This is a genomic window from Paraburkholderia sp. WS6, assembly GCF_030464835.1.
GTDB lineage: Bacteria > Pseudomonadota > Gammaproteobacteria > Burkholderiales > Burkholderiaceae > Paraburkholderia > Paraburkholderia madseniana.
Genome location: NZ_JALQCK010000007.1, coordinates 242,269 through 265,081, shown reverse-complemented (window position 1 = coordinate 265,081; position 22,813 = coordinate 242,269). Strand labels below are relative to the sequence as shown.

Annotated in this window: 18 protein-coding genes; 1 reads left to right on the top strand and 17 read right to left on the bottom strand. The window is 63.0% G+C overall.

Annotated elements, in window-relative coordinates; translation table 11 throughout:
* Positions 1-247: 247 nt before the first annotated feature.
* The 15 genes from M0D64_RS11690 to M0D64_RS11620 form a co-directional block, all read right to left on the bottom strand.
* On the bottom strand, positions 248-1,114 hold the full coding sequence (locus M0D64_RS11690) for an aspartate/glutamate racemase family protein (RefSeq protein ID WP_266257803.1): 867 nt from the start codon (positions 1,112-1,114) through the stop codon (positions 248-250).
* Between the two features lie 24 nt (positions 1,115-1,138).
* Positions 1,139-2,620: an NCS1 family nucleobase:cation symporter-1 gene (locus M0D64_RS11685; RefSeq protein WP_266257802.1), complete on the bottom strand. Its 1,482-nt coding sequence runs from the start codon at positions 2,618-2,620 to the stop codon at positions 1,139-1,141.
* A 336-nt stretch (positions 2,621-2,956) separates the two neighbouring features.
* Positions 2,957-3,697, bottom strand: a complete 741-nt coding sequence (locus M0D64_RS11680; protein ID WP_054035315.1) for a GntR family transcriptional regulator — start codon at positions 3,695-3,697, stop codon at positions 2,957-2,959.
* Positions 3,698-4,011: 314 nt separating this feature from the next.
* Complete coding sequence (ldcA, locus tag M0D64_RS11675; RefSeq protein WP_266257801.1) at positions 4,012-4,938, bottom strand: muramoyltetrapeptide carboxypeptidase; 927 nt, start codon at positions 4,936-4,938, stop codon at positions 4,012-4,014.
* Positions 4,939-4,965: 27 nt separating this feature from the next.
* The gene (gene tadA / locus M0D64_RS11670) at positions 4,966-5,682 is read right to left on the bottom strand and encodes a tRNA adenosine(34) deaminase TadA (protein ID WP_266257820.1); all 717 of its coding nucleotides are present in this window, start codon (positions 5,680-5,682) and stop codon (positions 4,966-4,968) included.
* 158 nt (positions 5,683-5,840) lie between these two features.
* Positions 5,841-6,242, bottom strand: coding sequence for a DnaJ family domain-containing protein (locus tag M0D64_RS11665; RefSeq protein ID WP_266257819.1), 402 nt, complete (start codon positions 6,240-6,242; stop codon positions 5,841-5,843).
* A gap of 585 nt (positions 6,243-6,827) precedes the next feature.
* Positions 6,828-7,427 (bottom strand): 2'-5' RNA ligase family protein, encoded by a 600-nt coding sequence (locus tag M0D64_RS11660; protein WP_266257800.1) that lies wholly within the window; start codon positions 7,425-7,427, stop codon positions 6,828-6,830.
* A 438-nt stretch (positions 7,428-7,865) separates the two neighbouring features.
* Positions 7,866-8,567: an OmpW family protein gene (locus tag M0D64_RS11655; protein WP_266257799.1), complete on the bottom strand. Its 702-nt coding sequence runs from the start codon at positions 8,565-8,567 to the stop codon at positions 7,866-7,868.
* 140 nt (positions 8,568-8,707) lie between these two features.
* On the bottom strand, positions 8,708-10,498 hold the full coding sequence (locus M0D64_RS11650; protein WP_266257798.1) for an acyl-CoA dehydrogenase C-terminal domain-containing protein: 1,791 nt from the start codon (positions 10,496-10,498) through the stop codon (positions 8,708-8,710).
* Between the two features lie 14 nt (positions 10,499-10,512).
* Positions 10,513-11,460, bottom strand: coding sequence for an electron transfer flavoprotein subunit alpha/FixB family protein (locus tag M0D64_RS11645; protein ID WP_266257797.1), 948 nt, complete (start codon positions 11,458-11,460; stop codon positions 10,513-10,515).
* 15 nt (positions 11,461-11,475) lie between these two features.
* Positions 11,476-12,225, bottom strand: coding sequence for an electron transfer flavoprotein subunit beta/FixA family protein (locus tag M0D64_RS11640; protein WP_266257796.1), 750 nt, complete (start codon positions 12,223-12,225; stop codon positions 11,476-11,478).
* 51 nt (positions 12,226-12,276) lie between these two features.
* Positions 12,277-13,881, bottom strand: coding sequence for an AMP-binding protein (locus M0D64_RS11635; protein ID WP_266257795.1), 1,605 nt, complete (start codon positions 13,879-13,881; stop codon positions 12,277-12,279).
* 110 nt (positions 13,882-13,991) lie between these two features.
* Positions 13,992-15,233, bottom strand: coding sequence for a thiolase family protein (locus tag M0D64_RS11630; RefSeq protein ID WP_266257794.1), 1,242 nt, complete (start codon positions 15,231-15,233; stop codon positions 13,992-13,994).
* Between the two features lie 78 nt (positions 15,234-15,311).
* On the bottom strand, positions 15,312-16,427 hold the full coding sequence (locus M0D64_RS11625) for a trans-acting enoyl reductase family protein (protein WP_266257793.1): 1,116 nt from the start codon (positions 16,425-16,427) through the stop codon (positions 15,312-15,314).
* A 51-nt stretch (positions 16,428-16,478) separates the two neighbouring features.
* Entirely contained in the window at positions 16,479-17,735 is a 1,257-nt protein-coding gene (locus M0D64_RS11620; protein ID WP_266257792.1) for an acyl-CoA dehydrogenase family protein, read from the bottom strand.
* Positions 17,736-17,884: 149 nt separating this feature from the next.
* Here M0D64_RS11620 and M0D64_RS11615 point away from each other — a divergent pair, with 149 nt between their 5' ends.
* A complete protein-coding gene (locus tag M0D64_RS11615; protein ID WP_266257791.1) occupies positions 17,885-20,614 on the top strand; it encodes a LuxR C-terminal-related transcriptional regulator in 2,730 nt (909 codons plus the stop codon).
* Between the two features lie 8 nt (positions 20,615-20,622).
* Here M0D64_RS11615 and M0D64_RS11610 read toward each other — a convergent pair whose 3' ends face one another.
* A complete protein-coding gene (locus M0D64_RS11610) occupies positions 20,623-21,912 on the bottom strand; it encodes a DUF445 domain-containing protein (protein WP_266257790.1) in 1,290 nt (429 codons plus the stop codon).
* A complete protein-coding gene (gene phaZ, locus M0D64_RS11605) occupies positions 21,909-22,742 on the bottom strand; it encodes a poly(3-hydroxyalkanoate) depolymerase (RefSeq protein WP_266257789.1) in 834 nt (277 codons plus the stop codon). Before phaZ ends, M0D64_RS11610 begins: the two co-directional genes overlap by 4 nt.
* Positions 22,743-22,813 lie beyond the last annotated feature (71 nt).

Genomic DNA, 22,813 nt, shown 5'->3' with positions numbered 1-22,813 from the left:
ACGAAAGCGTGGAGACGGACCGTAAAATTCGCGCGGCACTCACGTGACATGCACGTGGGATTGCGTGCGTTCTGCATGCGGGTGTGTGCGTTTGCCTTGCAAGCAGGCCGGCCGGCGCAGGCGGAAACAGCCCTGAAAAAGCGGCACCAGAAGCATCAGCAAAACAGCATTCAGGTACCAGCGCCGAGTGGGACCAGTGTAGCGAAAACACCCGGGTGCGCCCATACACCCGGGCAGATAGTGCGTGTCAGACTGGATGTATGTGCGAAGCCGGCCCCTCCGGGCGTTCCGTGGTGTTTACCCGCAGTAAACCACTCGAATTTGCACTTTCCGTGGCGCTTGCGGCCGAACCACGCGGCGGCGGCGGATTTGGGTCCGCATCGGTCGGACAGAAGGCTTCCAGTGCGCCGTCGTAACGCTTGGCCAGCGGCCGCGCATAGTCGCCCCGCTTGGCTGTCGACAGCCGCAGCGCGACCAGCGCCTCGGTCCATTTGACCGCCGCCGTCACGCCCTCGATCACCGGCGCGCCCAACGCATCTTCGATCTCCGCGCACAATTCGGCCATGCCGGCGCAACCGAGCACGATCGCGTCCGAACCGTCCTCCTCCAGCGCGCGCCGGCATTCGTCGAGGATGATGCGGCGCGCCGCCGAGCCGGGCTTGTCGAGATCGAGTACGGCGACGTCGGTCGCGCGGACGTTGCGGCAAAAGCGCTTCATGCCGTAGCGCTCGGCGAGATGCCACGCCATGCCACAGGTACGCGCCAGCGTGGTCACCACCGAAAACCCGGGCGCCAGCACGCTTGCGGCGTGCATCGCAGCCTCGGCGATGCCGATCACCGGACCGCGCGCCAACTCGCGCGCCGCGTATAAACCGGGGTCGCCAAAGCAGGCGATCACGTACCCGTCGCAGCCCTCACGTTCGCCGGCGATGACTTCGGCCAGCAAACCGGGTGTCGCGAGCGCTTCGTCGTAATAGCCTTCGATAGATGGCGGCCCCATTGTCGGATTGACCGCGATCACTTCGGTGCCGGGCGCGGCGACATCACGTGCGCAGCGGCCCATCGCCTCGGTCATGCGTTGCGTCGTATTCGGATTGATCAGTTTGATGCGCATAGCGACTCCTGTTGCGGCACTGACTCAGCGAGCCAGCACGCGGTAAAACACTGCACCCAATGCAGCCCCGATGAACCACGAGAAATTGGCCAGCCCGTCGAGCGTCGGCACCATCACGCAGATCACGGCGATGACCGCAGCCGGCAACAATGCAGCCACCGCGCGGTAGTTGACCCCGTTTTTGTACCAGTACGAGCCGCTCGGCGAGACCGAGTAAAGATCATCGAGTACGATCTTTTGACGTTTCACGAGGAAATAATCAACGATCAGGACACCATACAACGGTCCAATGAAACTGCCCAGTACGTCAAGCGTGTAGTGAATCACGGCCGGATTGTTGAACAGGTTCCACGGCGTGATGAAAATCGACGCCACCGCCGCGAGCATGCCGCCCGCACGCCAACTGATCAGACGCGGCGCGACATTCGAGAAGTCGAAGGCCGGCGACACAAAGTTAGCGACGATGTTGATGCCGATCGTTGCAATCGTGAAAGTCAACGCACCGAGAATCACCGCAGTCGGATAGTCGATACGGCCCACCGTTTCGACCGGGTCGGTGATCAGTTGGCCAAACACCGGCAGCGTCGCCGCGGTTGTAACCACCGTCACCAGCGAGAAGGCGAGGAAGTTGACCGGCAAGCCCCAGAAGTTGCCGCGCCGCACGCTGCGAAAACTTTTAGCGTAGCGCGAAAAGTCGCCGAAATTCAGCATCGGTCCGGAGAAGTACGACACCACCAGCGAGGTCGCCGTTATCATCACCGGCACCACTTCCATACCGTGATATTTGACGCCGCCCAGGTTGATGCCGATGTTTCGCCATCCTGCGCGATACACCATGTAGCCCGCGAGAATGAACATCACCACATAGACCGCCGGGCCGGCGAAGTCGATGAACTTCTTGATGGTCTCCATGCCGTGCCAGAACACCAGCGCCTGCAGGACCCACAGCAACATGAAACCGGCCCAGCCCAAGGTGGAGAGACCCATGAAACCATGGTGATGCATGTCCGCATACGGCAACAGTTGCGGGACGAACTTCAGCACCACGATTACCAGCGCACTCGAAGCCAGATAAGTTTGGATTCCATACCATGCGACCGCGATCAGGCCGCGAATCACGGCAGGAATATTCGCACCAAGCACGCCGAATGTTGCGCGGCAGGCCACCGGATAAGGCACGCCGTTCGCCTGACTCGGCTTGGCGATCAGGTTGCAGAGCAGGTTGACAATCGTAATGCCGACCAGCAGCGCGATCAGCACCTGCCAGCTCGTCAGCCCAAGCGCGAACAGACTGCCCGCGAACACATAGCCGCCTACGCTGTGCACGTCCGACATCCAGAACGCGAAGATGTTGTACGCACCCCAGGTTTGATGACGCAGCGGCGCCAGATCTTCGTTGTACAGCCTCTCGCTGTAGCCTGCTGGCATCGACGGATCGCTGGGCGCGCCATCGTCTGCGTATGTGGGAATTGCGGGACTACTGGGCGCTGCACTGAACTGAGCCATGATTCCTCCTTGGGATAGGGACCATCGATAGCGAATCGAAGGACGTTGCATCGGCCATGCCAGCGGCCCTCTTCTCCCCGATCGGAAAACGGGAGGTTCGAGCCGATTGATTAACCGTGCCGCGGATGTCTCCGTACTTGATGTACTTGTGGTTATCGCACCGCCTGTCGCCGCGAATTCCCGGCGATGCGTTACTACTCCAAGGCTGTCATCCCGTGACGGCCACGCGTGCGCAAGCCGGCAGCGCTCGCGCAGAGCCGCCTTGCAACGCCTGATTCGGTTCAGTTCAATTCAGTGCGGCGCGCACCAGCAACGGGCGCGCACCGGCCGCCTGCCTCAGCCTGGCGCGGACTTGGGTCTAGCTGCTTCCTTCGACGCGCCGCCAAGGGCGCCAAACACTTCATGCAGATCGGCCGCGCCACGTGCGGGGCGCTCCAGCATCTTCAACTCGACGCTTTGCAAATGGCGCGACATCAGTGCCGCCGCCTCTTTGGCATCGCCGGCGTCGAGCGCGGCGAGAATCGCTTCATGGTCCTCGAACGAGCAAGGGCTGCGTCCGAGCGACTCGTACAGTGCCGAAATCAGCGTGGAGCGCGCCACTAGTCCGTTCAGGCAGTCGCACAGCACCGCGTTGCCGGTGAGCCCCGCCAACTCGGTATGGAACTCGCCCGACAGGCGAATCCACGCCGGAAAATCACGTGTTTCGAACGCTTTGCGTTCACGGCCGATCATGCTGCCGATGCTCTTCAAACGGCGCAGGCCATGACCGCCGCAAATCTTTTCAACCACGGCCAGTTCGATGATCCGGCGCATTTCGAACACTTCATGCACTTCCTGCAGCGACGGGCTGGCAACAAACGCACCACGATTCGGTTCGAGGTCGACGAGGTGGTCGGTGGCCAGCTGCGCGAGCGCCTGCCGGATCGGGCCGCGCTTCACGCCGAATACTTCGCATAACTGTGCTTCTGTCAGCTTGGCGCCAGGCGCTAGCCGATGCTCGAGGATCGCGGCGCGGATGCGCTCGGCGATCGTTTCGGCTTTCGGACCATTCGCGGCGGCGGAATCTGTGTCGGACATGATGTGCGTCTCGGTATGTTGGTCATCATAGGATGGACATAAAAATTGTCAACAATTTTTGCTTTTAATTCCGACAATCTGGATGCCCTGACCATGCTGTGGCTTGGCGGACAGCCAGCGCAGGCCTTACTCAGCTTCAATACCAGTTTAATTAATGTATGGGATGGTCGTCTATTGGAGACGGGTTTTGTCAACAAAGTGAGAGACCTCCAGGAGCCTTTCTGTTGAGAGTTGCCCTGAATAATTGACCGTTAGTTGCGTTATAAGCCCAAAAAGAAAGCGGGCAAACACCCGCTTCCCTACTCCACGTCGTTTCAGGCGAGGGTCGGATAGCCCGATAACGACAGTTTGAACCCGTGCGCGTTGGCGACGAGGTGCGCGTCAGCGCCGACCGGCAGCGTCAGCATGTTGGGAATATGGCCGAATTGCAGACCGGTAATGACCGGAATCCCGATCACCGATCGCATCTGCTCGATCATTGCGTGCAGATCGTAGCCGTTGTCGTACTCGTACGGGTTGCCGCCGGAAAAATCGCCGAGCACAAGCGCCTGCTGCTGCGCGAGGATGCCCGAGAGGTGCAATTGATAAAGCATCCGCTCGAGCCGGAACGGCTGTTCGTTGACGTCTTCGAGGAACAGAATGCCGCCCTGCACCGGCGGCATGTACGGCGTGCCGATCAGCGATGTCACCACCGCCAAATTGCCGCCCCACAACATGCCCGTCACGTCGGTAGTCTGCGCTTGCGGCACATTGCTCGTCACCGTCAGGGTTGGCCGGGTCAGCGCGGACCAGAAGTGCTGCATGGTGAACTCGCTCAGATCTTCCGCGCCGAAGTCGCTCATCAGCATTGGGCCGCCGAAAGTTTTCACGCCGGCGCGTGCCAGCAAAGCAAGCTGCACCGCGGTGAAATCGCTATGCCCCACCAACGCGACCGGTTGATCGGTCAACCGCCGTTGCAGCCCTTCGTAGTCGAGTCCGTGCAGAATGCGCATTGCGCCGTAGCCGCCACGCACGGTCAGCACGATGTCGGGCAACGCACGTGAGGGGTCCGCCAGCCGGTTCAGATCGGCTGCACGCTCGCCGTCGGTGCCGGCAAAGCGCAGGTAACGGCGCCTTGTCGCCTCCACACCTTCGACCCGATGCCCCTGCGCATGCAAGCGATGCAACGCGCGATGCAACACCTCGGAATCATGCGGATACCCGGACGGTGCGATCAACTCAATGGTGCGATGGACGGTCATCGGCAAGACCTGTAGGACGTTGTTGTTTTAGAGCGGCTCAGCCGGCCCCGGTTCGCTGCGTGCTTCGGCGTGCGCGTCGATGCCTGCGCCGAGATGGACTTCAGCGTGTGCCTCGCTGCACGCTGTGGTGCGCACTTCGACGTGCGTTTCGGCGTGCGCGTCTGGGTGTGCTTCGCCGCTTGCAACGGCGTGCGCTTCGCCCCGTGCCGCCGCGCGTGCTTCCCGGCTAGCGCGCCGCCGCTCGGCAAAGAACGATTTCAGCGCGGCACCGCATTCGGTTTCGAGCACGCCGCCAGTCACCGTGGTGTGGTGGTTCAACTGCGGATTCGCGAATGCGTCGACGACACTGCCGCACGCTCCGGTTTTCGGATCGCGCGCCCCGAACACGACGCGTGCGATACGCGCGTGCATGATCGCACCGGCGCACATCAGGCAAGGTTCCAGCGTCACATAGAGCTCGCAGCCCGGCAGACGATAGTTTTCGACAGATTGCGCGGCTGCGCGCAAGGCGATCATTTCCGCATGTGCCGACGGGTCGTGCGCCCCGATCGGATGGTTGAATCCTTTGGCGATGACTTCGTCGCCCCGCACGAGCACCGCGCCAACCGGCACTTCGCCGGCTGCGCGGGCCTCTTCGGCAGCGGCCTGGGCGAGCGCCATAAAGCGACGATCACGCTCCGACACAGGCGCTGTGGGTGATTCCGCTGCGGGTGATTCGTCAGGTGTTGGGGTATCGATCAGCATCGTGGCGGCCGCGGTTGGCGTTGGATCACTCGCCGCGGGCGCTGGGGCATCGGGATCAACGAACCCGGCCTGGCCAGCCGTCAGTGTCACCGCCTCAGCCGATTCGCCGGACTCGACAGACCCCGGACCTGCCGAGGTGGAGCGGACAAGCGGCTCGCTCACTGCGAACCCGCATCGGCCATATTGAGGTTGCCGACGCGCTCCGACAGCCGCTCGGCAATACGGCGGCAGTACTCGCGCGGCAGGACCAGCGGGCCGCCGCGCAGCGATTCAAGCGCCATATCGAGCGCCAGCATGCGCGCCTGGAGACGGCAGCGGGTGGTCCGGTCGCTCACGGCATTGAGCTCCGCCTGCAGGTCGCGCAAGGCGCGCAACTGCTCGACAGCCGGCGGCACGAAGCCCGCATTCTTCAAAATCCGGTTGGCGACGCGCACTTCCTCCGGGACCAGTGCATCGTCCTCGAGAGGCAGCGGCGCGCCCGCGCCCGGCAAATCATCGAACTCACCGCGCGCGGCTGCGGCGGCAATACGCTGTTCGACTAACGCATCAAGCAATTTCATCTGCAGTCCACTACGTTGCGGCCCATGCATTCTATCAGGGAGCGCGCGACGGTTCTGGCTGTCTGACCGACGAATCCCCCTGGTTTTCAGATTCTGCGTATTTGAGGGGCGCATGGTGTGGACTAGGGTGGAGGGTTGCCGGCGCCGCTGCTTCGCGCCCGCAAAAAACTTACGAATATCTTTCGGCATGCACCGCCAAAACGGCCACTCGGCCCTGCCATTGCCCCATTCATGGAGTCCACTTACGTTATGCGATCCGGAATCACCGACCACCACTTCGACACAGCACCTCCAGCTTGCGCCGCACGCGGCGATCCGCGCCTGAGCGCATTGACGGCGCGGCTTCGAAAGCGCACTTGCAAACGATATCTGCGCGCGACAATGATGGCCATTACCATGTCGGTCGCGCTATCAGGCTGCGGCGTCTTCTGCGGAGGTGCAGGGGGAAGCGGCAGCGGCTTTGCCGGCGGCTGCGCAACCGGCGTGCGGTTCTAGTCCGGCGCTACGCCTTCGCGATTCATCATGAACGTCCCCCCCTGCGCCGCAACGCATCCGCCTCCCTACGGCCGACGCGAACCCGCACATTCACCGGGCCGCCAATGACCAACGCGCCAGGACGACATGCCGGGTGCGGCCGAGCAGGCTGTGCACCAGCGCAAACTCACGCACGTTCCAACTGACGGCTTCGACAGGACGAGTTGCGATCCAGGGCATGCCGTAAGCGAGGGTCACGTGCGGGACGTACGGCGTAGTCGGCGAGACCGCACGATCCTCAAATCCAGCGTTCTGCAATGCCAGTCCAAGCGTATCGTGAAGCGCGCGGAGTCCAACGACGCCCTCGCCTCCACCCAACACCAGTGGCCCCGGCCGCGGCTTCACCGCAAAACTGAGCGCACTGTCGAACTCGACGCTAAAAGGCTCCATGCTGATCGACGCGGCCGCGTTCATGGCTGCATCGACGCGCACCGGCGGCAAGCCGCCCGCGAAATTCCCGAGGTGCAGCAACGTGACGTGCAAGCGGTTGGCCGCGAGAGGTTTGCTCTTCGAGCGCGTCTCTGAGCAGAGCTGCTGCGCCAGCTTCGAGATGCCCGCCGCCGTGCGCGCATCTGGAACGACGGCGAAGAACAGGCCGTCTGTCGGCACAGGTGGCGCCTCGAGCCCCGGCAGCCAGAGTTGCTCAGGCATGGCGCGCCTGAATGGGTGACGCAGACATTTCGAAGAATCTCCTCGCATCGATGCGGGCTTGGCCACGCATCTGAAAATTTTCATGACTCGATGAGGCGGGGCGAGACGAGGTTCGGCACACCCCATGTCCCCGCGCCTGTTCACGCCCAATGGACTTGCGCCCACTGGCCGCCCACGCACGATACTGTACATTCATACAGTATCGATGACAACGTGGAATCGCTCAAAACGCAGGAAGTACTGGCCGACGCAGCGAAATGCCCTGGCTTTTGAGCATGCCCGGCACACGAAAAAAAGGCGCCGCAGCGCCCTCTTCCGTGCCTTCAAATCATCCCGGACGCCGGCTCGGCCGGAAACGAAACCGCCGCTGGCAAAGCGCACCTGTGCGCGCTCGTCCCGAGAACCGCGCAGGGCAGCCGCAACTAGAACGTCCGCCAGCTAAAACCGGTATCCAAGTCCAAGAAAGACGATCACCGGATCCGCCGTGATGTGCGTCTTGTTGGACAACACCGTCTGACCGTTGGCAGCCACGGCATTGACCGTCGCATTTGTCTTGAGAGACAGATAGGTCACCGACGCAGTCGCGTACCAGTTCTTGCTGATGTTGTAAGACGCGCCCGCGACGAACGCGGGATTCCATGACGGACTGAGCGATGCCGTCACCTGTCCGCCCGGCCCTGCAATCTGCTGCAACGCGCCACCGAATGTTGAATTGAGATTGGTATGCGAGAACCAGGTATAGTTCACGCCGACACCGACGAACGGACGCAGCTTCGCCTGCGCGTCGAAGAAGAAATACTTCAGAAACAGAATCGGTGACCACGACCGGGTGGTAGCGAGCGGCCGCAGATTCCCCAGATTGAGCGATGGCCCGCCAGCACCGAATGGTGCGGCGTTGCCCTGCGCAAAGAGCTGGAGCTTGGGTGGTATGCCCGCCGCCAGGTCAACGGCAATATTGTCCGTCACAAAATAAGTGTTCGAGAGCTCCAGGGTGAACGTGTTATGTATCTGACCACCCGTGCCCGTTGACGTGAATGTGCCCAAAGCCGAACTGCTCTGCAACGATGTTGCGGAAGACGGGGCAAAGTCGAGCCAAACTCCACCCGCGCTGGTTATGAGACTGCCTGCGCTCTGCGCCATTGCGCTACTGGTACATATCGCGCCTGGTATTAACGCAAGGCACGCAATTTTTTTAAACATATCCCCTCCACTTTATTTCGCATTACATATCAATAATTTTGTATCGACGCCTGTTCTTGCAGCACCTCTTGCATCGCCGCTCAGAACTGCTCGATTGGGAGGCTCGACCCGCCCGATGCCCCGCTGCGGATCGCTTCCAGAAGCGCATTCGCTTTGGGCAAGATCTTGTCGGCGTAGAAGCGCGCAGTGGCGAGCTTGGTGTGATGAAAGTCCGGGTCTTCATTCGCTGCGCTTTTTTCTGACGCAACGAGCGCTGCGCGCCCCATCTGCCAGCCGCCGCACACGTAGCCGGTGAGCATCAGATAGTCGACGGAACTGACAAGCGCGGCATCGGGCTGAGTCGCCAATGCTTGCAGCATCCATGCGGTGGCATCTTCAAGCGCCTGCACACCGGCAGCGAGCGCCGCGCCCGCGGAGGCCACTTGCGTATCCGTGCTGCGCGTGAGCTCCAGCGCGGCCTCACGTATCTCCGCAACGAGCTCAGCCATCCCCGCGCCCTGATCTGACGCGAGCTTGCGACCGGCAAGGTCCGCAGCCTGAATGCCTGTGGTGCCCTCGTAGATCGGCGCGATCCGTGCGTCGCGCAGAAACTGGCATGCGCCCGTCTCTTCGATGTAACCCATCCCGCCGTGCACCTGCACGCCCGTCGACGCGATCTCGACGCCCAGCTCCGTGCACCACGCCTTCAACACGGGGATCAGAAGATCGACACGCACCTGGCGACGTGCGCGCTCACCGGCGTCCGGGTCACGGTGCGCGCGGTCCATGTCCGCGGCCATCACGTACGCGAAGGCACGCATCGCTTCGATCTGGGACTTCATCGTCATCAACATGCGCCGCACATCCGGGTGATGGATGATGGCCACGGCGCCACCTGATTTGCTCGATGCGAGCCGTCCCTGGACGCGTTCCTTCGCGTATTCACGGGCCTGCTGATAAGCGCGTTCCGCGATCGCGAGTCCCTGGATACCCACCTTCTGCCGCGCCTCGTTCATCATCGTGAACATATGCGCAAGGCCTTTGTTCTCCTGCCCCACCAGATAACCGATCGCCCCGCCCTGATCGCCGAAGCTCATCACGCAAGTCGGACTCGCGTGAATGCCGAGTTTGTGTTCGAGGGACACGCAGTGCACGTCGTTGCGCGAGCCCGGCGATCCATCGGCGTTGAGGAGAAATTTCGGCACGAGGAACAGCGAGATACCGCGCACGCCTTCGGGCGCGTCGGGCGTGCGCGCCAGCACGAGGTGAATCACGTTATCCGTCATGTCGTGATCGCCCCACGTGATGAAGATCTTCTGGCCGGAGAGGCGATAGTGATCCCCGTCAGGTACGGCCTTGGAGCGCACGGCGGCGAGGTCCGAACCGGCTTGCGGCTCGGTCAGGTTCATCGTGCCGGTCCACTCGCCGCTGACCATCTTCGGCAGATAGCGTGCTTTCAACTCATCGGAACCATGCTGCCGCAACGCCTCGGTGGCGCCGGCGGTCAACAGCGGACACAGCGCGAACGCCATGTTGGACGAGTTCCACATCTCCACGGTCGCTGCCTGCAGGAGTTCGGGCAGCCCCTGGCCACCGAACTCGGGGTCGCCGCTCAGGCCGCTCCAACCGCCGGCAACGAACTGCCCGTAGGCAGCCGAGAAACCGTCGGCAGCCACCACGCCATCAGGCGTCAGTCGCGCCCCCTGTTCGTCGCCCGGCTTGTTGAGCGGCGCAAGCACTTCAGTCGCAAGCCTTGCGGCCTCCTCGAGTACCGCCTCGGCGAGTTCCGGAGTCGCCTCCTCGTAGCCCGGCAGCGAAGACAACTCGCCGAGCTCCGCCAGTTCCGTCATCACGAAACGCATGTCGCGCAGCGGCGCAATATAAATGCTCATCATGTACTCCCGCATTAACCCTGTTGCAATTTGTCCAGTTCGCGGGACAACTCCGGCAACACCTTGAAGAGGTCGCCCACGATCCAGTAGTCGGCGACCTGAAAGATCGGCGCCTCCTCGTCCTTATTGATCGCGACGATCACCTTCGAGTCCTTCATCCCGGCCAGATGCTGGATCGCGCCGGAGATGCCGACCGCGATATACAACTGCGGGGCGATGACCTTGCCGGTCTGACCCACCTGATAATCGTTGGGCGCGAAACCGGCATCGACCGCGGCGCGCGATGCGCCGACCGCCGCGTTGAGCTTGTTGGCAATGTCATCGATCAACGCGAAGTTTTCGCCGGAACCCATGCCGCGGCCGCCGGAGATCACGCGTTGCGCGGACGTCAGTTCCGGGCGTTCCGAACGGGTGAGTTGATGACTTACGAAGCGCGAGCCTGGCACCTCGGCGGCCGGCTCCAACGCTTCGATCGCGGCGGTGCCCCCTTCGGCGGGCGCGGCGGCGAAGGCCGTCGTGCGAACGGTAATCACCTTGATCGGGTCGGCGCTTCGCACCTTTGCCAGCACGTTGCCCGCGTAAATGGGGCGTACGAACGTATCGGCGGATTCGACCGCACTGATCTCAGAGATCTGCGCCACGTCGAGCAACGCGGCCACGCGCGGCATCACGTTCTTCGCGGTCGTGGTAGCAGGTGCGATCACGTGGCTATAGTCAGCGGCGATCTTCACGACGAGCGCCGCCAGATTCTCGGCCAGCGCATGGCCGTAATGCGCGGCGTCGGCGAAACGAACTCGGGTGACGCCGGCAATGCGGGCCGCCTGTTCGGCGACTGCCGCGCTTTGCGAGCCGGCCACGAGAACATGAATGTCGTCGCCGAGTCGGGCGGCGGCGGTAACGGCATTCAGGGTCGCTGTCTTGAGCGCCTGATTGTCGTGCTCAGCAATAACGAGTACGGGCATTTTTCTCCCCTTGTGTTAGATAACGTGGGCGACGTTATGCAGCTTGTCGACCAGTTCGGCTGCATCGGCGACGCGAATGCCTGCCTCGCGTTTGGCGGGCTCCGCGAGCCCGAGCGTGGTGAGCCGCGGCTTGACGTCGACACCGAGCGCGTCCGGCGTCAGCACATCGAGCGGCTTCTTCTTCGCCTTCATGATGTTGGGCAGCGTGGCGTAGCGCGGGGTGTTCAGGCGGAGATCGGCGGTAATGACCGCCGGCAGATCGACTTCGATCGTTTCGAGGCCGCCGTCGATCTCGCGCGTGACCGTAGCCTTACCCGCTTCGATCGCGACCTTCGAGGCGAATGTCGCCTGCGGCCAGCCGAGCAAAGCCGCGAGCATCTGGCCGACCTGGTTCGAGTCGTCGTCGATCGCCTGCTTGCCGAGCAGCACCAGTTGCGGCTGCTCCTTATCCACCAGCGCCTTCAGCAACTTCGCGACCGCGAGCGGCTGCAACTCCACGTCCGTGTCGACGAGGATGGCGCGATCGGCGCCCGTCGCCAGCGCGGTGCGCAGCGTTTCCTGGCATGCCTGTACGCCACACGAAACCGCGATCACTTCGCTCACGACGCCGGCTTCCTTGAGGCGCACGGCCTCTTCAACGCTGATTTCGTCGAATGGGTTCATCGAGAGCTTCACGTTGGCGATGTCGACAGCGCTGCCGTCGGCCTTTACGCGGACCCTCACATTCGCGTCGACGACGCGTTTGACAGGAACAAGTACTTTCATTGCCTACTCCATTTGAAAATTGCTTAGGGTTTGCCGCGCACCGTCACACGGTCACGGCGTCTCGGCAAACACGCTGTTACGCTGGCTGTCAAACATGTCGACCAGATAGCGTTCAAGCGGTTTTTCCGACGCTGTCTTCGGTATCTCGGGCACCACCTGCAGCCAGGAGATGACCGAACTCGCTTCCAGCTTCGCGCGGCATGCGCGGAATATCTGCTGCGGGTCGAAACGGGCCGCGTCCTTGAGCACCACGGCCGCGACCACATCCTTCTCGCCGGGCGCGCCCGACGCGGCCTTCACGCCGTACACGTAGACGTCTTCGACAAGACCGGATTCGGCGATTACTTTCTCGATCGGCGCCGGATTGATGAACTCGCCGTTGTGGCGAATGCCACCGCCTTTGCGGTATTCGAAGAAGAGCCAACCGTTCTCGTCTTCGCGTACGACGTCGCCCATATACAGCCAGCCGTCCCTGCACTTTTTCGCCGACGCTTCCGGATTGCCGAAGTATTCGACCTTGAACGGCGAGCCGTCCGCCGGACGGAACAGCAGTTCGCCGGGCACGCCGGGCGCGCAGTCGTTGCCGTCGTCGTCGACAATGCGGTGCCTGAGAATCGGCGCCGGCTTGCCGATACTGCCCACCGGGCCGACCCCGAGCGGCTTGACCGTGATCCCGCCTTCTGCCGCGCCGTAGAACTCGACGATCTGCACGCCGAAGCGCTGTTCGAAGGCCTTCCAGATCGCCGCGGGCATCCCCGCGGATATCACGAAGCGCACGGGGTTGTCCGCGTCATCGGGTTTGTTCGGCTCGCTGTAGACCGCCGTGGTCATGCCACCGAGCAGCGTGAACGTCGTACAGCGGTACTTGCGGGTGATGTCCCACAGACGCGACTTCGTGAAGCGGCGCGACAGCACGGCGCGCATGCCGGCGGTGAGCGAGGCGCCCAATGTCACGATCTGTGCGTTGGCATGCGTTAGCGACAGTCCCGAATACGGCCGGTCGCCGGGCACGTAGCCGAACAGCGCCGACACCGCCGCCGAGGTGTCGCAATAGCGGCGGTGCGTCATGACGATGCCCTTCGGATCGCCCGTGGTGCCGGACGTGAAGATCAACTGCATCGCGCTGTCGGGATCGCGGGCCACGATCGGCAATTCGGGCACCTGCTCCGGCAGCAACGCGCGGTATGACGACACGCCCGGGAAATCGGCAAGCGGCTTCGCGCCTTCGTCGGTTTCCAGGCCGATCACCCAAGACAGTTTGGGGAGCGAAGCACGCACGGCAAGCAGGTTGTCGAGCGCATAGTCAGCGGCGATAATGCCGCGGCAGCCTGGGCTGTCGAGCATGAACGCGAGCTTCTCGCCGCGTGCGCGCGGATCGATCGGCACGAACACCGTGCCCGAAATCGACGCCGCGACCATCGCGTCGATAAACTCCGTGTGATTGGCCATCAGCAGCGCGAAGTGCTCGCCGGGTTGCAGGCCCTGATCGATCAACACCTGCGCGAGCCGCTGGCCGTTTTCCCACAGTTGCCGGTATGTGCGCACCTCGTCGCGCCGCACGCCGGCGCCTTCGACGGTCAGCACGTCGAGATCCGGCATGGTTTCGACGCGGTTGGCGAGCAACGCGGCCAACGTGGTTTCGGGTGTGGTGCTCATGACGCCCTCTCTCCTTGCAGATGCGGTTCGGTCTTGCGCGTGCGCGAAATCTGTCGCGGCTTCACGTGCGGCTTCACGTGCGGCTTCACGCGCGTTTTCACGATGCAGCCTCAGCGTCCGAGAATCGTGATGCTGGCAACGGCCTCTTCCACGCCGCACAGTCCACCGCCGTTCTCCGCGATCGCGATGCGCGCGCCCTCGACCTGGCGGGCGCCCGTCTCACCGCGTAACTGGGTCACCAGTTCATAAATCTGGCCGAGTCCTGTCGCACCGATCGGATGCCCCTTCGATTCGAGGCCGCCCGACGGATTGATCGGAATCCGCCCGCCTATCGTCGTCTCGCCTCGTTCCGCGACCACCCCGCCCATGCCCGGCTCGCACAATCCGAGCACTTCGGACTGGATGATTTCGCCGATCGCCGTCGCGTCGTGGACCTCGGCAACCGAGACATCCTGCGGCGCGACGCCCGCCTGCTCATACGCGCGCAACGAGCCCTGCCGGACCAGATGCCGGTCGAGTGCCGTGGCCGGCCGGTCACTGCCCGTTTGCAGCACGGACGCCAGCACACGAATGGCGCGCGAGCGCCGCCCACCTAACAGCGCGAGGCCGGCCTCGCTGCACACGATCGCCGCGGCCGCGCCATCGCTGACGGGCGAACACATCGGGAGGGTGAGCGGATAGGTGATCGGCGGTGCGCCGAGAATCTCGTCGATCGAATAAGCCTGCCGGTACTGCGCGAGCGGGTTGTGAACCGAATGTCCGTGGTTCTTGGCCGACACGGCGGCGAACTGCCGCTGGGTCGTGCCGTATTCGCGCATGTGCATCCGGCCCATCGACGCGTAGATATCCATGAACACGCTGTACGGTTTCGTCGAGACGCTGCCCGCCGGCGGCTCGATGCCCTCGCCCATCTCGAGCAGCCGACGCTTGCCGTTCTCGGTGTCATGCACGTCCCACGCACCGTCGAAGGCGCTGAAGGTGCGCGCCTTGTCCGTGGAGAACATCTTCTCGGCGCCCACCGCGAGCACGATGTCGGCAGCACCGGCTTTCACGTAGTTCACCGCGAGGTGAAACGCGGTGCTGGCGCTCGCGCAGGCGTTCTCGACGTTGATCACCGCGACCTTGTCGATGCCCATCGCCCGCAGCGCAAGCTGGCCGCGAATCATGTGCTGGCCTTCCATGTGCCCCTGCGTGGAGTTGCCGAAAAACGCGCCCTGCAACTGCGCCTTGTCACAGCCTGCGTCCGCGAGCGCGTCTTCCACTGCCGCGCGCGTGAGCTGCTTCACGCTGGTTTCCAGATGCTTGCCGAAGGGCGTCATGCCGACGCCCGCGATATACACTTCGTTACCCATATCGATTCTCCATCGCGAGGAGGCGCGCGCCGCGCGTCATAAGCCACAAGTCGCCGGCGCGAGCCGTCCGATTCGTCGTCAAACGCTCTTGACCTCATAGGCGAGGTAACCTTCCTCGGCCTGCGCGGCGACCAGATTGCGCGCGCCGAACGCCTGCGCCGGCGAAACGAAACCGACTGCGTGCAATTGCCCGCGCAGCACGCGTCGCGCTGCCTCCGCACCGAGTACGCCGGTTTGCGCATAGGGCGAATTGCCACGCAGAATCACGCTGACGGAATTCGTATTGCCGCGCCCCTGGCACGACAACGTGCAGCGATTCACGTCCGGGTTTTCGCGCGGGGGCTCGACCTGCGTCACGGCCTTGCCCCACTCATTGGTGACCTCTTCCTGTTTGGCGGGATCGAGGTGGCGGCACTCTTCCTCGAACTTCTTCAGCAGGCCGACCACCGCGAGAAAGCGCTCCTGATTTCTGAACGACACGAGCGTCTGGCAGTTGCGCACGCGCGGGTCGTCCTGGTACCAGACCGGCTCGCCGCCACCGCTCCATGGCAACGCATTCAGCAACATGTGCTCACCCGGCACATGAACCTGATACGGCGTGGCCCATGGCCACTGCACCAGTTGCTTGTTGCGCAGGTAGAACTGCGGCTGCGTGCACATCCGCAGAAACGACATCGTCGACGCGACGCTCACTTCCGAGTCGCCGAGATAGAGCACGTCGAGCGTATCGATGCCCGGGGTTTCCAACGCGATCTCCGCCGCGAGATTGCCTTCGGCCCACATGTACGAATTGCCGGGGCACAGAGCCAGACCGCGGGCCGCGAAGGCTTCGCCATACGTGCGCTTCAGCAGCGACATCCAGTCGGTTTCGCCGGTGGTGTCAAAGTAGTTGCAACCGGCCGCGAGACTCGCTTCGACCACCGGGCGCCCGAGCTGCATGAACGGCCCGACGATATTGATCACCACCTTCTTGCCTTTGAAGAATTCGGTGAGCGCGCCTGTTTCATGCTGAACCGCCACGCACTGATAGTCGTGTCCGGCGAGTTCGGGTACCTTCGCGAGCTCTTCTTCCAGCCGCTCCTTGCTGCGCCCGGCGGCAATGAACGGAATGCCGCGCTCGGCGAGCTTCCATGCCGTGAGCTTGCCCGTGTAGCCACTCGCCCCATAGAGGACCACTTCGTATGTCGTTGCCATTTCGTCGTCTCCTTCAGGTTGTCATCGGATTGCGTGGACGCGCCGTGCCGTTCAAAGCAGCTCGGGATCGATCAGGTAGTAGCCACCCTTGATCGCCAGCACTTCGTTGCAGCCGTCTTCGATCATCGACGCGCGTGCGTCGCGCCAGATCTTTTCGATCGGATACTCGCGGGTGAGCCCGTTGCCGCAGAAGATCTGCAGCGCGTCGTTGGCGACTTCGAACGCGGTCTGCGTCGCGGTGACCTTCGCCGTCATTGCCGCGTGCAGCGAAGGTTGCGCCGCGGTGAAGTTGTAGTGCACGACACGCTGCGCGAGCGCGCGGGCGGCCTCGACCTTGCGGAACATATGAAAGAGCCGCGACGCGACCGACTGATGGCGGATGATCGGCAAACCACCCTGCTTGCGTTCATGCGCATAAGCGAGCGCGAGTTCGAACGCGGCGCGCGCGGTGCCGGCAAACACGTTGGCCATGATCGCGTTGGCGAACGTGTGGATCGCGTAGACCGCGTCGACGTACTGGTCGGGGCCGGCGAGAAGGTGCTCCTTCGACAACGTGACGTTCTCGAAGAACAGTTCGCCCTGGTTGAGCGCGCGCTGGCCGATCTTGTCGAGCGGCTTGCCGCGCGAGACACCTTTGGCGTCGAGCGGCACGATCACTACCGCGCCGCGTTTCGTGTCGGCGCCGTTGCCGTTGTCCGCCGCGCAATAGAGAATGCAGACGTCGGCGGCGATACCGTTCGACACCCACGCCGACTTCTGCCCGTTGATGATCACCTCGTCGCCGCGCAGCGTCGCCACGCAGTTAGGGCGGCCGTATGAGCCCTGCGGATGAAAGATCATGCCGTTCGCATCGAGCATGTCGGAGCCGTGATCGGGTTCCGTGATGGCCCAGCAGCCGAGCTTCTCGTCCGGTGCGAGCGCGCGGCAGAACGGGTTGCCGGACACCGCGCTCATCAGTGCGGGCAGCAAGCCTGCGCCGTAGGTGATCGCGAGTCCCGAATCGCCCCAGCCGAGTTCTTCGAACAGGATGCTCATCGTCGTCGCCCGTTCGGCGGGTTCGAGCTCAAGCAGTCCGTCGACACCGAAACCCAGCCCGACAAACTTCTCGCGCGCTTCCCAATAGGGCGAGCCCTTGGCGATCACCTCCTCGGGCGTCATGCGATCGAGCTTGACGCCGATCGGACGCATGACTTCTTCTGCGTAGCGATGCACGCTCTGTTGGACCATCTGGTTCATCTCGGAGAGTTCGGGCTGTGCGCCGAGCGGACCGAGTTTGTGCGCTGCAATGTGATTCGTTGCGGTTGACATGTCTCCTCCTTCGAGGTGGTTGGGCGTATGATTTCTATGGAATCCATGGTGTCCCGGCGCGACGCTATGCAACATCCCCCTTACAGGGGAACGCGATTGCATGGAGGGGGAATGGCAGCCAGGGTCAACCCGAACGCCCGGAGCAATTAATGCACGTGATAGAAGCGCCGTCCCCGATCAGGCCGCCTCTCTTTCTCGCAACCAAGGTGTTTCCGCCGCGCCTGCCCACCGGATTGATAGATCGGCCGCGCCTCGTCTCTCTCGCCGGCAAGGCGGAATACAAACGGCTCACGGTCATCAAGGCGCCCGCTGGTTTTGGCAAGACATCGCTTGCGCTCACGTGGCTCAACGGGCTGAGTGCAAGCGGCGCCTATGTCGCGTGGCTGTCGCTCGACATGGAAGACGACGAGCCCGCGTGCTTCTTCCATCATCTGGCGCAGGCATTGCGCAACGCCTGCGCAAGCGTCGGCGTGTCCGCGGTCAGCCTGACAACCGAGGCGTCACTCGTGCCGGCGCACTCAGTCGTGTCGACGCTGATCAACGAACTCGTCGACGTCGACGACGAGGTCTATCTGTTCGTCGACGACTATCACCTGATCAGCCTGCCCGCCATTCACGAGGCCATGTCGTACTTCATCGTGAATGCACCGTCGAACGTGCATGTCGTGGTCTGCACGCGTACCGATCCGCCGCTGCCGCTCGCCAACCTGAGAGCGGGCAACGACCTGCTGGAAATCGACGCGTCGACACTGCGTTTCAACTTCGACGAAACGCGCAGCTTTGTCGAACATGAATGCCCAGGCGAGTTGCGCGCTGCCCGCGTCAAGTCGCTGTTCGCGAGCACGGAAGGCTGGGCGGCGGCGCTGCGCATTTCTACCTCGGTGCTATCGCGTGACGAAGGCAAACCGGATTGGGACGTGAGCGCGCCGTCCGGCGCCTCCCGGCCGTTCGCCGCTTACCTTGAAGACATGCTCAAGCGTTTGCCGGCCGAGATGGTCGAGTTCATGCAGCGCACGTCGATACTCGACCGCCTGACGGCATCGCTATGCGAAGCGGTGACCGGCATGGCGGCGGCACAAGGAATGCTGGATACGATCTCCGCACGCCAGTTGCTGCTCGAACCGCTCGATATCGACGGACGCTGGTTCCGCTATCACCATCTCATGGGCGAGTACCTGCATCGGCGGCTCGAAACCCAGCATCCCGATCAGGTGGTGCACTTGCATCGTCGTGCGTGTCAGTGGTACGCCAAAGAGGCGCGCTGGACAGACGCGGTCAAGCACGCGATCGCCGCGGGCGATACGGAAGACGCCGTCTCCCTGATGGCTCACTGCGCGATGGCACTCGTCACGAAGGGCGACCTGCTCACGCTGCTCGGCTGGCAACGGCAGTTCCCGGCGCATCTGATGCGCGGGCAGGTCACGATCACGCTCGCGATCGCGTGGGGGATGGCGCTGGCGATGCGTTTCGACGAAGCGCTCGCGATACTCGATGAGATCGAGCGCGACACGGGTACCGGTTCGAGCGACGCCGCCGACAACATCCGCTGGGAGTGCCAGGCGATCCGCTCGGTGGTGGCAGCGCTTCAGGACGACTCGCCGCGCGCGCTTGTGATCGCACAGGCGTGTCTCGAACGGCCGTCGACAGACAGTTGGACCACCAACGTCGTCTCCAACGTTGTGCGCTTTGGGCACTGGAAAGCGGGCAACCTGAAAGCGCTGTACGCGACACCGTGGATCCCCTATTCGCTCGAAGAAGACCAGCGCAATGTGTTCGCCTCGGTCTACCGGCTATGCCTGCTTGGCCATGCGGAAATGCAGCAGATGCACTTCGCGCTCGCCGAGCGCTATTTCACCGAGTCGATCCAGCTCGCCGAGCGCCATGCCGGTCCGAAATCCATCTCGGCCGCGCTGTGCGCGCCCATGATTGCGCAGATCTGGTACGAGCAGGGACGGCTCGACGAAGCGGAAGCGTTACTCGTCGATCTCATGCCGGTGATCGACCTGGCGGTCCTGCTCGATAGCACCTTGATCGCCTACCGCGTGCTGGTCCGGATCGCTATCGCACGTTCCGACGCCGAGCGGGCCTACGCGCTGCTCGATCAGGCGCAGACGCTGGGTTACGCACGCCGCTGGGACCGGATGATTGCCGGCGTTCTCGTCGAGCGCGGGCGGCTCTATCTTGCTGAAGGCAGGGTGACGGAAGCGTCGGCATGTGTCGTGCAACTGGATCAACTGGCAGACTCCCATTGCGCCGCGGAGCATGCAGTCTCGCCGGAGATCGAAACCTACCGCGCGATCGCGGTCGCCTGGGTGGCGATGGCCCAGAACCGGACAGAGGAAGCCCTCGGGGCGTTGACATCCGCTTTGCAAAGCGTCGAAAGCCGGCACGGCGACTATCTCGCGCTGCGCTTGCGCACCGTGATCGCGCTCGTCTGGTTGCGTGCGAACAACCAGCCTCGCGCTGTCGAAATCTTTCGCGAGGTGCTGAGCGCCAATAGCGGCATCTACCGCTCGATTCTCGATCAAGGGCCCGAAATCGGGCCGCTTCTGCAGGCGGTTCGCGACGACACGCGTTCCACCCCGCAGACGAAGGAGATCGTCGCTTACATCGATCGCCTGCTAGACGGCTGGCGCGCGCTGTACGAGCCTGTCACGCCGAGGCGCGACATGGAGCGCGAGCCGTTGAGCGCGCGGGAGCGCAGCATCGTCGAGCTGATTGCCCAGGGACAGTCGAACAAGGAGATCGCGCGCACCTTGGGGATTGCGCCGGAAACCGTCAAGACTCATGTCAAGAACGTCTTCGTGAAACTGGATGTCGACAAGCGCGCACACGCCGTTGCGCGCGCGCAGGCACTGGGTCTGGTTGCGGCCGGCTAGCGCACGTCTTACCTCATGACGACGAGTGTGGCGGCGTGAATCAGCACGCCGACCATGCCGCCCACGAATGTGCCGTTGATCCGGACGTACTGAAGGTCACGGCCGATTTCCGCCTCGATCTTCTGGCTCACTTCATCTGCGTTCCAGCCTTTTACAACCTCGGTGATCAGCGCGGAGAGCTGGCGCCCATAACGCACGACGAGTTCGCGAGCGAGCGCGAGCCACCATGCGTTCAGTTTGTGTTGAACCGCGGGTTCACGGCCGATCCGCTTGCCGAGCGAAGCCAGCATGCTCGTCATGGCGTCGCGCACGGCCGATTGCTCGCGACTGAGATCGGCGATCACACGCATGCGCAAACGCTCCAGCAGCACGCGATAGTGGTCTGCATGCCTGAAATAACGGATGCAGTCGCGCATCAACGACTTGCCGAAACGACGGTGCACAGCCGATGTTTGCAATTGCACGCTCAGCCCCTCTAGGGCCTCATCGAACTGGTGGCGCAGTTCATGATCCGGATTCGCCGCCACTTCACGGAGGAGCGCAACGATGCCTTCGATAAATTTACTGACGATATACGTGTCAAGCTGCGCGGGCGTGTATCTCGAGGCCTCGCTGAATTTGGCCTTGATCATGCCGACGTTCGCCGTGAGCCATTTCTCCAGCACTTCGAGTCCGCGAACCAGCCACGGCTGATGCCGCTCGCTTTCAGTCAGTACTTTGATGACGTCGCCGGCTACGCGGGATACATCGAGCGTGCGCAACTGCGGTATCACCAGACGGTCGAAAAACCACTGCGCATCCGCTTCGTCAATTCCATCGAGCAATCCTGCCACGGCATCCGCAACGATATCGGCCACCCCGCGGCTGTTCGCCGGCTGCGCGAGCCACCGGGCAAGCGCCTGGGCGGCATCGTGGCCGCTCAGCCTGTCGACGATGAGTTCCGGCGTCAGAAAATTTTCCTCGACGAACTTGCCGAGACTCTCGGCGATGCGCTGCTGGTTTTGCGGAATGATCGCTGTATGCGGGATCCGCAGACCCAAAGGACGACGGAACAGCGCAACGACTGCGTACCAGTCCGCGATCGCGCCGACCGTGCCGGCCTCCGCAAACGCACGCGGCCACGCAAGCCATGCATGGTCAGCCTGCCAGGCAACACACGCGAACAGCAACGCAATCATGCAGACGAGCAGGCAGGTCGCCGTTCGCCGCATGCGCGTCAGGCCACTTGCCTTGCGGTCTTCGTGTGCATTCGCAATGGCCGGCCGCGCGCTATCGCTATCGCGCGCAAAGAAACTCAACTCGCCCCCTGCCGGAGAAACCTGCGCACCACCGGTGCGACTTCAGGCGCGCGCGAGATGAGAAACAGGTGGCCGTCGTCGATCACATAGAGCGTCGCATCGGGGATACGGGCTGCGAGAATCTTCGCGTTGGTGAGCGGCACAATCGGGTCGTCGTTGCCGTGCATGACCAGTGTCGTCTGGCGCAACGCACCGAGCCACGGCAAACTGCTCCAGCCCGTAGCCGCCAGTAGTTGATAGAGGTAGCCGCGGCCACGCGGTGGCTGAATGTGCCGGCTATGCGCCTTCAGCAACGACGGATCGCGCCGGTAAGCGCCCCCGTAGATCTCCGCGCCTACTTGTTGCAGGTAGGTGGGATCCGTATAGCGGCGCGGCCCGATCAGCTTCGACAATACCGACAGTTTGCCCGGCACCATGATGACGCCGGGCGAGGTTGCCGCGAGAATCAACCTGCGGCAGCGCCCCGGGTACAGATGCGCGAACTGCTGCGCCAGCGCGCCGCCCCACGATACACCGAGCACATCGACGGCCCCCTCGTAACCGAGCCGCGTCAGCAACTTGTCCGTCAACACGGACAAGGTCGAAAAGCGATACGGCACGACCGGCGCGGGCGAGCCGCCGACGCCGGGCACGTCGAAGATGATGACGCTCACGTCTTCGAGCGCCGTGACGAACGGCTCCACCAGTTCGAGGTTGGCGCCGATGCCGTTGAAGATAAGGAGCGGCGGCGAAGCATCGCTGCCGCGCCAGGTTGCGACACGCAGTGTCTGACCGTCCAGATCGATCATCTGGATTTCCATGCTGCAAAGAGACTCGGGGTTCGTGTGCATTTTTTGTTTCCGGATCATCTTCTGAAAGGACGCTTCATTCGACGCGTCGGCATGCCGCATGGGCGCTGTCG

Bases quoted from the DNA above. Each gene is read 5' to 3' on its own strand.
- M0D64_RS11690 (WP_266257803.1), bottom strand. From the start codon at position 1,114: ATGCGCATCAAACTGATCAATCCGAATACGACGCAACGCATGACCGAG.
- M0D64_RS11685 (WP_266257802.1), bottom strand. From the start codon at position 2,620: ATGGCTCAGTTCAGTGCAGCGCCCAGTAGTCCCGCAATTCCCACATAC.
- M0D64_RS11680 (WP_054035315.1), bottom strand. From the start codon at position 3,697: ATGTCCGACACAGATTCCGCCGCCGCGAATGGTCCGAAAGCCGAAACG.
- ldcA (WP_266257801.1), bottom strand. From the start codon at position 4,938: ATGACCGTCCATCGCACCATTGAGTTGATCGCACCGTCCGGGTATCCG.
- tadA (WP_266257820.1), bottom strand. From the start codon at position 5,682: ATGCTGATCGATACCCCAACACCTGACGAATCACCCGCAGCGGAATCA.
- M0D64_RS11665 (WP_266257819.1), bottom strand. From the start codon at position 6,242: ATGAAATTGCTTGATGCGTTAGTCGAACAGCGTATTGCCGCCGCAGCC.
- M0D64_RS11660 (WP_266257800.1), bottom strand. From the start codon at position 7,427: ATGCCTGAGCAACTCTGGCTGCCGGGGCTCGAGGCGCCACCTGTGCCG.
- M0D64_RS11655 (WP_266257799.1), bottom strand. From the start codon at position 8,567: ATGGCGCAGAGCGCAGGCAGTCTCATAACCAGCGCGGGTGGAGTTTGG.
- M0D64_RS11650 (WP_266257798.1), bottom strand. From the start codon at position 10,498: ATGAGCATTTATATTGCGCCGCTGCGCGACATGCGTTTCGTGATGACG.
- M0D64_RS11645 (WP_266257797.1), bottom strand. From the start codon at position 11,460: ATGCCCGTACTCGTTATTGCTGAGCACGACAATCAGGCGCTCAAGACA.
- M0D64_RS11640 (WP_266257796.1), bottom strand. From the start codon at position 12,225: ATGAAAGTACTTGTTCCTGTCAAACGCGTCGTCGACGCGAATGTGAGG.
- M0D64_RS11635 (WP_266257795.1), bottom strand. From the start codon at position 13,881: ATGAGCACCACACCCGAAACCACGTTGGCCGCGTTGCTCGCCAACCGC.
- M0D64_RS11630 (WP_266257794.1), bottom strand. From the start codon at position 15,233: ATGGGTAACGAAGTGTATATCGCGGGCGTCGGCATGACGCCCTTCGGC.
- M0D64_RS11625 (WP_266257793.1), bottom strand. From the start codon at position 16,427: ATGGCAACGACATACGAAGTGGTCCTCTATGGGGCGAGTGGCTACACG.
- M0D64_RS11620 (WP_266257792.1), bottom strand. From the start codon at position 17,735: ATGTCAACCGCAACGAATCACATTGCAGCGCACAAACTCGGTCCGCTC.
- M0D64_RS11615 (WP_266257791.1), top strand. From the start codon at position 17,885: ATGCACGTGATAGAAGCGCCGTCCCCGATCAGGCCGCCTCTCTTTCTC.
- phaZ (WP_266257789.1), bottom strand. From the start codon at position 22,742: ATGCACACGAACCCCGAGTCTCTTTGCAGCATGGAAATCCAGATGATC.